We start from the raw sequence: 12427 nt of genomic DNA, 5'->3' as shown, positions 1-12427 counted from the left end.
CTTATCACTATAACCATGTTTTTAACAATAAAAAGGAATATAGTAGAACCATAAAGAACAAACAAAAAAAAGAAGGGCGGAATCATTTATGTTTAACAAATTTTTAAGAGAGAATAAAATTGCAGCAGTGATCTTAACTGTTTTACGTGTATATCTTGGTTACTCTTGGGTTACAGCCGGTATAGGAAAATTAACGAGCGGAGGATTCGATGCTTCTGGTTTTATAAAAGGAGCGATTGCAAATCCAGTAAAAGGTCCAGACGGCGCAGTCGTTTTTGGCTGGTATGTTGATTTCTTAAAACACTTTGCATTGCCAAACGTTGATATCTTTAATGTAGTCGTACCGGTTGGGGAAACTTTAATAGGTTTAGGTTTAATCCTTGGCTGCTTAACAACTGCAGCAATGTTCTTTGGTCTAGTCATGAACTTTACTTTCTTCCTAGCAGGAACCGTATCTCATAACCCTAGAGACATTTTCTTAGGCTTTATCATCTTAACCGCAGGCTATAACGCTGGTAAAATTGGTTTAGACCGCTGGGTTGTTCCTTTCATTAGAAAGATGAGTAACAGAAATGCAAATCCTGATAAAGCAAAAGCAACCGTTTAAAGATAGATATACAAAAGACGATTCGGATTTTCGAATCGTCTTTTGTTTTAGGCTGTGTTAATCTTGAATGTTGATTTCCGCTCCAGGCGGCTTCGCTTTCCGCGGGCGTGCCGGGGAGCCTCCTCGGCGCACTTGCACCTGCGGGGTCTCCCCTGCCCCGTACTCCCGCAGGACTTTGAATTTGCATCCTCGAATCCGCCCACGCACGAAGGAAATGCGATAGCATTTTCGAGGAGTCTTCGCCGCCTTCCGCTCCAATCAACATGCTAAAAATCAACAGTAAACTTTAACACAGCCTTGTTTTGAAAAAAGCCCCATCTTTACTTCAACAGATATACTCTTGTTTCATAAGGCTTTAGGGTAAATTCTCTTCTTAATGTCTTGTCTGCTGTGTCATAATTGTTTAATACCAATTCAGAACCCGTATAGGAGACACTCGTTGGAACTTTAAATCTAGTTGATTTTTCACTAAAATTATTAATCACAATCGCTTTACGGCTTCCATGGCGACGGGTGTAAACAAATAAATGTTTATGGTTTGGTAATAACAAGTCGTAAGTTCCATATACAAACAGCGGGTTATCTTTCCGTAGTCGAATTAACTTTTTATAAAATGATAAAATAGAATCAGGATCATTTAGTTGGGACTCAACATTAATCACTTTATAGTTTGGATTAATTCCCAGCCAGGTTTGATTTGCGGAAGTAAATCCTCCCATATTGGAAGCATCCCATTGCATCGGAGTCCGAGCGTTGTCACGGCATTGTTTCCAAATAATCTCCATAATCTCATCATGAGAACGGCCGTTTGCCGTTTCAACCTTGTAATAATTAAGCATTCCAACATCATTATAATCCTCAATGGATGGGAACTGGACATTGGTCATCCCGATTTCCTGGCCTTGATAGATAAATGGCGTTCCTTTCATGAGAAAGTATAGGGCACCCAGCATTTTGGCGCTTTCTTTCCAAAGCTTGCGGTCATTACCCCAACTAGAAACCCGGCGCGGCTGGTCATGGTTTTCAATGAATAAGGCGTTCCATCCCCTGCCCTCCAACCCTTTCTGCCATTTGGTCAGATTCTTCTTCAATGCACGTACATCCACACGGTCATCTGCATCCTTATCCCAGAGGCCTAAGAATTCAAATTGGAAAATCATATTAAAATAGCCGTTGTCTTCACCGACCCATTTATCCGCATCGTCCAGCCCAACACCGTTAGCTTCCCCAACCGTCATAATGTCGTAGTTTTTAATCGTTTTTTGTGAGAATTCGGTTAGGAACTCATCAATCCCGTCCACGTTCATCATTTTTGGAAAGCATGGAACAAAGTCAAGATTCTCAGGATTTGGCATATCAGGGAATCCAGGTTCTTTTTTAATGTGAGAAATCGCATCGACACGGAATCCATCTATGCCCTTATCAAGCCACCAATTGACCATGTCATATAAGGCATTTCTGACTTCAGGGTTTTCCCAATTTAAATCCGGCTGGCGCGGTGAAAAGATGTGCATGAAATATTGTTCTGTTTCTTTATCATATCTCCAGGCCGGTCCGCTAAAAATGGACTCCCAGTTATTCGGTGCCTTTAAGCCTTCTCCATCTCGCCAAATGTACCAATCGCGCTTTGGATTATCCTTGGAAGATCGGGACTCAATGAACCATGGATGCTCGTCACTTGTATGGTTAATAACCAAATCTAGTATTAATTTCATCCCGCGCTGATGAGCTCCCTCAAGGAGTTCATCAAAATCAGCCATTGTTCCAAACTCATCCATAATCTCTTGATAATCGGAGATATCATAGCCATTATCATCATTGGGAGATTTGAACATTGGCGATAACCAAATCACATCAATGCCAAGCTCTTTTAAATAATCTAACTTGGAAGTCACACCTTTTAAATCGCCAATCCCGTCGCCATTGCTATCCACGAAGCTCCTAGGATAGACCTGATAGGCCACACTTTCTTTCCACCACTTTTTATTCATATGGCACCTCTAATTCTTAGATGTTAATGCTTAGATGTTAATTCTTAGGAGTTAATTATACCCACCACATTTGAGAGACAGGCTGCTGGATTAAAACAGATTTCAAATTGGTCACTGCTCTTGTGAATCCTTCCTCAATCGACATGATTGGATCTTCATGCTCAATGCTAACCACATAATCATAGCCATATGTGCGGAGGGCGCTCATCATATCAGACCATTCTTTTAAGCCATGTCCGCATCCAACCGAACGGAACGTCCACGCACGTGTTTGCACTTCTCCATATGGCTGCATATCTGTTAATCCATACATATTCACATTTTCCTGATCAATGTATGTGTCTTTTGCATGGAAATGATGGATGGCATTTTCTTTTGCTAAAATCTTAATGGCAGCTACAGGGTCAATTCCTTGCCACCATAAGTGACTCGGGTCTAAGTTAGCTCCAATTGCATCACAGGTTTCTTCACGTAATTTTAACAACGTATATGGGGTATGGACTAAAAAGCCGCCATGTAGTTCAAGACCGATTTTGACATTGTTATCTTTCGCATATTGGCCAACTTCTTTCCAATAAGGAATCAGCTTTTCTTCCCATTGCCATTTTTTAACGTCACCGTATTCATTTGGCCAAGGGGTAACAGGCCAGTTCGGATACTTTGCTCCTTCATGGTCTCCAGCTGTACCTGAAAAACAGTTAACAACCGGTACATTTAGTAACGATGCCAATTTAATTGTTTTTATAAGTGTTTCATGTGAGCTTTGAGCAAATTCTTTTTCAGGAGAAATCGGATTACCATGGCAGCTGAACGCACTGATGGTTAATCCGCGTTCCTCTACTTTTTGACTATATTCACTTCTTGCGTTTTCGTCTTCTAGTAGTAAATCTAAATCACAGTGGTTGTTTCCTGGGTAGCAGCCTGTTCCAATTTCAACTGCATTTAGGCCCGCTTGTTGAACAGTATCCAACATTTCCTCAAATGTTTTTTCAGCAAATAAGACTGTAAAGACGCCTAGTTTCATATTATAATCTCCTCACTTTTATTAACATATATGGATTACACTAAATAGTACAGAGTTGACCGCTATGTTTGCTGCCAACTCTAGTTTTTTATAGTTATCTTACTTTGACAATTTGCTTCGTTTCGTTTGACTTAAGTGCTCCTAGAATTACCTCTAGTGATTTCATTCCTTCTTCACCAGGTACTGCAGGCTCTTCATCTAGCAGAATAGCATTTACAAAATGCTCGATGACATGGGTATTGTTTTGACCCCCTGCTTCATTTGATTGAATTTTCCCTAGCTCATATTTCACTACTTCGCCATTGCTATATTGAACAACAAGAGAATTGATTGGATCATCTTCTAATCGTAGGATAGCCTTCTCGCCGTAAATAATGGTAGAGTTATCTTCCTTGCCGGTATAAGCCCAGCTGGCGGCAAGTGTACCGATGATGCCGCTTTCTGTTTTCAATACGCAAACGGCATTATCATCGACGTCAGCAAAATCCTTTGCGTTCGTTTCAACAAAGGCACCTATTTCAACAATTTCTTCCCCTAATACATAGCGCAATAAATCTGTTTTATGGACACCTAAGTCACCCATAGCACCAACAAACGCTTTTTCTTTTTCAAAAAACCAGCTTTCTTTTCCATCAACACTCCAGCCTTCTGGGCCGCCGTGACCAAACGCTGTACGGAAGCTGTAAATTCTGCCGGCCTCTCCGTTTGCAATCAACTGACGGGCTTTCTGATGGGACGGAACAAAACGCTGATTATGACCAATCATTAATTTTTTTCCGTTTTTCTCAGCTGCCGCAATCATCGCTTCAGCTTCTTCTTTAGAGGTTGCCATTGGCTTCTCGCAAAGGACATGAAGACCTGCTTCTAAAGCAGCAATGGTGATAGGGGCATGAAGATAGTTTGGTGTACAAACACTTACCGCGTCCACCTCACCACTTTTTAGCAACTCGTTATAATCCGTAAAGGAAAGAACAGCGTATTTTTCGGCTGTTTCGATTACCCGCTCTTGATTAATATCACAAACGGCTGTAAGCTCTACATTTGGATTTACTTGGTACTCTGGTAAATGACGATACTGGGCAATACTGCCGCAGCCGATTACGCCTACTCTGATCTTTTTCATTTTAGTTTCCTCCCTTAATTTCCTCAATTGGTTTAGAATTTCCGTATACCGGCCGTTCTCGTTTAACTGGCTGTGCCCATTTAACTGCGTTAATAATTACTCGCTGAATTTGTTGATTATGATAGGTAGGATAAGTTTCATGACCTGGTCTGAAATAAAATACTTTTCCGTTTCCGCGCTTGTATGTACAGCCGCTGCGGAAGACTTCGCCGCCTTCAAACCAGCTAGTGAAAATTAGTTCATCTGGCTGCGGGATATCAAAATGCTCGCCATACATTTCCTCATGTTCTAACTCGATATATTCAGGGATTCCTTCTGTAATTGGATGACTCGGGCTCACGACCCAAAGGCGTTCCTTTTCGCCTGCTTCGCGCCATTTTAAATCACAGCTTGTTCCCATTAAGGTCTTAAAAATTTTCGAAAAATGCCCGGAGTGAAGGACAATTAGCCCCATTCCATCAAGGACGCGCTGGCGAACCTTCTCTACGATTTCATCGTTTACTTCATTATGAGCGACATGCCCCCACCAAACTAATACATCTGTGGTATTTAGAACATCATCCGTCAAACCATGTTCGGGCTCATCAAGGGTAGCTGTTCTTGTATCAAAGCCTTCCGACTTAAGAAATTCAGCGATGGCTCCATGGATTCCCTTAGGATAAATATCCCTTACGACAGGATCTTTTTGTTCATGACGGTTTTCATTCCATATAGTTACATTCAACATGTTGAACACTCCTTCTCGTTGTTCACTTTATCTATTATTTTAGAGAATACCAGAATAATTGAAACTGCTTACATTGACAAATAGGGTGAAAAATATTGAACAAAATGATTTACTAGAGACGCGGAAGCTTTGTTTTCAAATAATTGATACTAATTTCGATACTTTCAAGAGGTGTCCGCCTGCTTACATCCTGCTCGACCACCCACCATTGAATATCAACTTGTTCACCCTTATTAAGCACAGCTTCTAGGTCAACGCCGCCTGTGCCAAGTTCTGCGAAAAATTGTTCGTCATCGGTCGTCATATCTTTCAAGTGAATTAAAGGGGTTCGATTTTGATATCGTTCTATCCACTCTGCCGGCTTTTGGCCCGCTTTAGTCAGCCAGTAAATATCAAGCTCTGCCTTTACCATGTCAGGGTTTGTTTCTTCAAAAATCGCTTCAAGTGCCATTCTTCCATCAGATAAGCGCTCAAGTTCAAAATCGTGATTATGATAGCAAAGGGAAATCCCCTCTTGGCAACAAATCTCACCCGCATGTTCTAAAAATGAAATAAGGGCTCTGTAGTCACTTTCACTGCGGCGATCTGGCATTAAATAGGGACATACAACATACTTACTTCCTAATATCTTTTGATCTTCAATGACCTGTGCAAGGTTGTTTTCTAACTGGTCAAGCGGCATATGACAGGCAGCTGTTTTAAGTCCAAGCTCATCTAATAATTCTCTTATTTCCATCGGAGTTAATCCATGGTAACCAGCAAGCTCAACACCATCAAAGCCAAGCTCTGCCACTTTTTTTAGGGTACCTGCAAAATCTTTTGCACTTTCTTCCCTTAATGTGAACATTTGTACCGCTACTGGAATATTTCTCATCCTTAGTCCTCCATTTCTAGAAACTTAGCTCATTTGATTACATCTTATATTTTATTTCTACAACTAAACATAGATGATATAATTAAAACATCTACTATTCTGCTATCTTTTTCGAAGAGGAAAATTATGACCACAAACATACTTTTTTGCGGCTATTCCTATCATACAAAGGGATATCACTCCCAACATAAATCCGGGTACCCTTCCTATCTTTTTCGACTACAAACAGAAGGGCTATGCGAGGTAGTCGTCAAAGGAACCAAAATGGAACTTAAGAAGGGCGATCTCCTTCTAATTAAACCAGGCGATCATTACGAACTACTTGTCAATGAAGGGCAAATTAGCGGAGACTATCATATCGGATGCGAGGGCGCCTGGCTCGACGAATGGTGGAACCGTTCCGCTAAGCCTCCCATTTCCCGTATTGAATTGGATGAAAAGCTGCTGCTCCTATGGCGTCAGGTATTAATTGAAAAGAGACGTCCTGGTTCCAATCAGAATGAGGAACTTGCTGACTATCTAGTCCGAGCTCTTTGTTTAACGCTTGAACGTGCTGTTAGTGAAACAGTCCCTTCCTATCATTATCCATATCCAGTAACAAGGATGATGAGGTACATTGAGGAGCATGCGACAACCCAGTTTAAAGTCGAGGATGTAGCCCGCCATTCAGGATTGAGTGTCTCCCGATCTGTTCATCTTTTTAAAAGCAGTGTGGGAAAAACCATCATGGAATATACGCAGGAAATCCGCTTATCCGCTGCCCTTGAACGGATGAAGTACACTGCACTAACACTTGAACAAATCGCTGAAGACTGTGGTTTTGGCACCTATCCCTATTTTCATCGAGTGTTTAAAAAGAAGTATGGTGTTGCTCCTGGTATGTATCGCCGGCTTGAATAATAGATGGAATGGGTTAGAAAACGCCAATTTTCTAGCCCATTCTATTTCTTATGAACTAACTTAATTCAATTTTGAAGGTACAAGATCAAAGTCTTTAATGACTTGGTTAGTTTCGGCTGATTCAAAAATCGTTTCCATTAATCGCAGGACACGTAAAACTTCCTCGTTTTTCACGATTGGTTCTGAATTTCCTGCCACTACTGAAACTACATTTTCATAAAAGCTTTCCATTGTTTTTTCTACTTTAGGTAAATCAGATGTACTCACAGCTTTTTCAGAAGGAGGTGCCATTGTCTTCGTTAAACCCTGTCCAGCCTTAATCGGTTTAGGGGCTTCTATTTCTCCCAGATTCTGAGTGACAATTTTACCATTAATATCCCAATCGTTAATGACGGCTGTACCTTTGGTTCCTTTTGTATACCAACGCGGCAGTTGAATGAAATTGGTTGTTCCAACCTCTATCAATGAGGTGATACCGTTTTCAAATGTAATAAACACTTGAAATCCATCATCTACCTCGTCCCCCAGAATGTAACTTAAATTAGCAAAGACACTTGTAATCTTGCTATCAACCATAAATAAGAGCTGATCTAATAAATGGACACCCCAGTCAAGAAGCATCCCACCGCCAAATTCTTTCAAATGACGCCAGTCTCCAGGAATTCCATTTGCTCCTTGAACCCGTGATTCGATATGAAAAACATCTCCGATGATCTGTTCGTCGTAAATCTTTTTCATCGTTAGGAAGTCTTCATCCCACCTGCGGTTCTGGTGGACAATAAAGGCACGGTCATTTAGTTTTGCGGCTTCCATAATCTCAAGCAACTCTTCACTGTAAATTGTCACCGGCTTTTCACAAATGACATGCTTTTTAGCGTTTAAAGCGGCAACTGCGATTTCTTTGTGCACATCATTGGGAGTGGCAATTAGAACAAAATCGACCGCTTGATCTGATAAAACGGCTTCAAGGCTTTCATAAACCGCGTATCCATCAGTCAAGGAAGCGATTTTTCTTTCTTCCGAAATATCATAGGTTCCGATCACATTGATATTTGGATTCTCTTTTAACAGCTTTCCGTGATAACTTCCCATACCACCATAACCAACAATCACTAATTGATAGTTTCGATTCGCCATATCCATTCTCCTCTTTATTAATTAACTTGATAAAAATACTAACTCATAAAGTAAACGCTTAAAATTTATACACTTATCTTATATCGTATAAGGATAATAAAACATATACCATCTAATGAAAACATATACTATTTTGCTATTTTTGTATTAAACAGCCTACAAACACAAAAAAAAAGCATTCCGTGCAAGAGGCACTGTAAATGCTTTTCTTATCAAATCTACCTTATTTCAGATGAAAGGAACCACTGCTGGTGCTCTAAACCTGGGTTCGAATCGTTTAGGGTCAAAATACCCTCTTCTGATATTTCTAGTGCTTTTCCATTATGAACAGATGTAATCGTTACCGACCCATTATCATTTTTTGTAAGAATCCAGCGCTGATTATTATAGCCGAGATAATTGTATAGCTGAATTTTATTTTGTCCAGTATCCAGGTCAAGTGCCTTACCGCCTTCAGTACGTATGGAATAAGAACCATATTCGTCGCCTGTTGGAATTAAAGTCCAGTTTGTCGCTATGTCGGCATCAGCTATTGTTACAGGCTCACCGTTCTCTGACTTAGCTGTATATAGCGCTTTACCTAGTACTTTATTTGTAAAGCTTGTTACGGTTAAATCTGCCGAAGACAGATTTCTGACATTCACATTTTGATAAGACGCTTGACCTCCAAATACATTTAACCCAAAATGTCCTTCTGCAAAGGTCCCATCCTGTAAATCAATAATTTTTTGTCCATCCACATAAATCTGGATGTGAGGGCCCTTCGCTTCTATTTTAACTTTATACGTCTTTCCTGGTTGAATAAAGGCGGGGACTTTTGCAATAATCATTCGGTCTTCAAAGCAGCCGTCAATCTTGTAAAAAAGACGAAAAGCCTTCATATTCGGATCAAGATTGAAATAATAACCGCTTCTGCCATCTTCACTTGCCCGGAAAAGAATAGAACCTGCTCCTCCCGATTGACCCAGCATCATATCTGTTTCATACGTAAAGTCTCCTGCTGTTTCCTTGGCCACGTAGTTTGCATCACTTGTATACGTACCACGAATTCCATTTTCGGTGATGGTCCAGCGGGAGGAAGAAAGATCTGATTTCCATCCTGTTAGATTCGTATAGAATTCACCATCATACACTCTTACCACAACACTTGCAGACGCCTTTCCATCTGGTTCAGAGGCGGTAATAACCGCTTCTCCTTTGCTTACCGCTTTAAGTTCGGCTTTGGAGTCTGCTGCGGAGGCTACTTTCACTACATTCGGATTACTCGATTTCCACTCTATTGGCTGTGTTCCCTTTCCTTTTCCATTTTTCACAGAAGCAAACAAAGTCAGAGAATCACCGATATTCATCTCTCTTTGATTTGAATCCATAACAATACTGGTACCCTTATCACCGTATGGGTTCCATGTATTGGATAAGGAGTGTACGTTTAAGGATACAACCTTCACCTCGCCGCCCTTTGTGTAGAAGTTCATGCTGCGACTTGAGGGATCAGGGAAAATAACATCCGAAAAAACTACTTTTCCATCATTAGCAAATACCTCAATCGAAGAATCATCTACAAATAGATTTAGTTTGATACGTTTATTATTTGGTTTTAAAGGTGCTTCATGTAAAGTGGAAAAAAGGCTGGAGAAATCAGTCTCTCCTGACTCAGCACGATCAACAAATAATTGATTCTCCTCTGTTTTGTACCCAACAACCGTTTTTTGGCCAGCTCCTTCCCGAACATGAAATCCAAATTCGCTTGTCTTACTGTCAGCAGGGATTTCGATCTCAGCTTCTATTTCAAAAGCTCCTGAACTAATTCCCTTCATCAAGTTCGAAGCATTGATTGGACTGACTACCTTATTTTGCGCTTGAAAAATGGTACTTCGAATGGTCTGAAGTTCCTTAATCGGTGCCTGTGCAAGTCTGAGTCCATCATCAGTTTTCACCAATCTTACTTCTCTCGGAATGGTCAGTTCTCCCTTCCAGCCTGTCGTTGGAAAAGCGAATGGATAATCCCAGTTGGTCATCCAAGCTAACATCACACGGCGGTTATCCGGCATATTGGCGAAGGACGTCGACGCATAGAACTCTTTTCCGTAATCCGCTTTTAGCACAGAACCTGCTGGATTATCATTAATAAATTTACCCTCCGCTGTTAGATTACCAATAAAATATTCCGCATCGGACCCTTGTGTCTTCGGATTGGCACCTGTACTGATCATCAGAACCCATTTCTTCTCTCCTGTATTGTCTACCGGAAGTTCGAATAGATCAGGGCATTCCCATACACCGCCGCGAACATAATCTCCATAACCAAAATTATCGGTAAGCTTCCAATCTATTAAGTTAGTTGAAGTAAAGAAGCGAATGTGGTCTCCTCCAGATACAACCATAATCCACCGATTGTTCGTCTCATCTCGGACCACCTTTGGATCACGGAAATCCCACCCGCCCAAATCGTCACCATTCTTACCCGGATTCTCGATAACGATGGGGTGCTCTGTTGAATATTTCCAGGTTCGCCCTTGATCAGTACTATAGGCAAGACCAACCCGCTGATTACCATTAGGTCCATCTGGATTAAATGAAGTGTAGTAGGCAACCAGCCCTTTACCTCCAGCATTAGTGAATAAACCCGAAGCATTCGTTACATCTGCTATGGCAGAACCAGACCATACATGTCCGTAATCATTCCATGGTAACGCAATAGGAAGGCGCTTCCATTTTATCAAATCTTTACTTACTGCATGAGCCCAAGTTCCTCCATCCTGATGGAATAAGTGATATTCTCCTTCGTAATAAACAAGTCCATTCGGATCACTTACAGATCCTCGTGCTGGAGTATAATGATAATCCGGTCGATATTTTTCTTTATAATAACTAGATACTGAATCAAGATATACATCTTGGAAATATCCCGTACCTGATTTAACAGTAAAACCGACAAATCCAGTACTGTAACTCGCATCCGTCACTTTTACAGCTGCATCTGTATACCCATCAACATAAAGTTCAATTTGATTGCCGTTTGCTATCATTTCAAGATGGTGTATCGTACCTTCTTGAGTTTGAAAGCCGCGGTCTGATGTTTTAAGTACAGTACCGTCCGCTTTCTCCAATTGAGCTTTGACTGAGTTTCCTTCTTTGATAAGTACCGCTTGGTAACCAGTTGTTCCTTGCTCATTTGTACGAAATAAAAGGCCAGCTTCCGCCAGATCTTTGTCAAATGATATATTTCCTTCAAGAACAAAGTCGCTTTCACTTCTTTTAAAGATTTGCTTAGATTTCACCCCATCAACGACCATTCCCTTTAGACCTTTGATGGCTGGTTCCCAGCTTCCTTCCTTATATTGAGAGGAGCCAAGATTGGCAGATAGTTTGCTAACGCTTACATTTTGAAATAAGGCTGATCCATCCCATACGTTGAGACCAAGTAATCCCTTCTTATATAGATTGTTATGAACATCAATGACAGGAGCATAATGATCCCCCCAATAAACTTGCAGATGATCACCAACCGCCTTTACTCTTAGATGATAAATTCCTCCTTCTTGCAAGTTCACTTGGTGTTCCACTTTTAATCTCGACTCATCCCGCGCATCACGAAGACGAATAATCCCGGCATTTGCCACGATTTGCAGCATGTACGAGTCCCACCCATCTTCATTTGATCGGAACACTAATGTGGCGTCTGCGTTTTTGTCGATGATTTTTACATCGGCTTCATAAATAAAATCTTCAGTTGTAACACCCGATATCGCCATGACATTCTCTTTAGGTTCCGAAGTGAGCAAAAGCCCCTGGTCTGTGTCTTCTAATGTGCCTCTCCCTTTCACTTGCCAGTCTGTTAGATTGGTATTTGCTTTGGTTGTGTTTTCAATAATAGTTGAAACCTCCCCGCTTTCTGTCGATTCAGTTGCCCTGCCTGTCGCAGGGTGAGTAAAAATCGTTCCCATTGCAGCCGAGATTAGCACGATTGACAAAAATACAAAAGTCCATTTTCTCAAAGTCAATTTCATCCTTTGCCCTCTCTTCCAATTACATTAATTACTA

General features: G+C 41.0%; 9 protein-coding genes. 2 read left to right on the top strand and 7 right to left on the bottom strand.

Features of this window, described 5'->3' with window-relative positions:
• Window positions 1-88 precede the first annotated feature (88 nt).
• Complete coding sequence (locus tag L1999_RS04135) at window positions 89-607, top strand: DoxX family protein (RefSeq protein WP_235742418.1); 519 nt, start codon at window positions 89-91, stop codon at window positions 605-607.
• A 320-nt stretch (window positions 608-927) separates the two neighbouring features.
• Here the strand turns inward: L1999_RS04135 and L1999_RS04130 are convergent, their stop codons facing one another.
• The 5 genes from L1999_RS04130 to L1999_RS04110 all read right to left on the bottom strand — a co-directional run bounded on the left by L1999_RS04130 (window position 928) and on the right by L1999_RS04110 (window position 6346).
• On the bottom strand, window positions 928-2598 hold the full coding sequence (locus tag L1999_RS04130) for a glycoside hydrolase family 13 protein (RefSeq protein ID WP_235742417.1): 1671 nt from the start codon (window positions 2596-2598) through the stop codon (window positions 928-930).
• Window positions 2599-2653: 55 nt separating this feature from the next.
• The gene (locus L1999_RS04125) at window positions 2654-3622 is read right to left on the bottom strand and encodes a sugar phosphate isomerase/epimerase family protein (RefSeq protein ID WP_235742416.1); all 969 of its coding nucleotides are present in this window, start codon (window positions 3620-3622) and stop codon (window positions 2654-2656) included.
• A 94-nt stretch (window positions 3623-3716) separates the two neighbouring features.
• A complete protein-coding gene (locus tag L1999_RS04120; RefSeq protein ID WP_235742415.1) occupies window positions 3717-4745 on the bottom strand; it encodes a Gfo/Idh/MocA family protein in 1029 nt (342 codons plus the stop codon).
• A 1-nt stretch (window position 4746) separates the two neighbouring features.
• On the bottom strand, window positions 4747-5472 hold the full coding sequence (locus tag L1999_RS04115) for a ThuA domain-containing protein (RefSeq protein WP_235742414.1): 726 nt from the start codon (window positions 5470-5472) through the stop codon (window positions 4747-4749).
• Between the two features lie 112 nt (window positions 5473-5584).
• The gene (locus L1999_RS04110) at window positions 5585-6346 is read right to left on the bottom strand and encodes a sugar phosphate isomerase/epimerase family protein (protein WP_235742413.1); all 762 of its coding nucleotides are present in this window, start codon (window positions 6344-6346) and stop codon (window positions 5585-5587) included.
• A 126-nt stretch (window positions 6347-6472) separates the two neighbouring features.
• On the opposite strand from L1999_RS04110, the gene L1999_RS04105 reads away from it, so the two are divergent.
• Window positions 6473-7246 (top strand): AraC family transcriptional regulator, encoded by a 774-nt coding sequence (locus tag L1999_RS04105; RefSeq protein ID WP_235742412.1) that lies wholly within the window; start codon window positions 6473-6475, stop codon window positions 7244-7246.
• A 60-nt stretch (window positions 7247-7306) separates the two neighbouring features.
• On the opposite strand, the gene L1999_RS04100 is transcribed toward L1999_RS04105, so the two are convergent.
• Window positions 7307-8383, bottom strand: coding sequence for a Gfo/Idh/MocA family protein (locus L1999_RS04100; RefSeq protein ID WP_235742411.1), 1077 nt, complete (start codon window positions 8381-8383; stop codon window positions 7307-7309).
• 218 nt (window positions 8384-8601) lie between these two features.
• A complete protein-coding gene (locus L1999_RS04095; protein ID WP_235742410.1) occupies window positions 8602-12393 on the bottom strand; it encodes a GH32 C-terminal domain-containing protein in 3792 nt (1263 codons plus the stop codon).
• Window positions 12394-12427: the final 34 nt, after the last annotated feature.

It is taken from the genome of Neobacillus drentensis, assembly GCF_021560175.1.
Classification (GTDB): Bacteria; Bacillota; Bacilli; order Bacillales; family Cytobacillaceae; genus Neobacillus; species Neobacillus drentensis_A.
The sequence above is the reverse complement of the archived record's forward strand: the minus strand, read 5'-3'. Positions and strand labels throughout refer to the sequence as shown.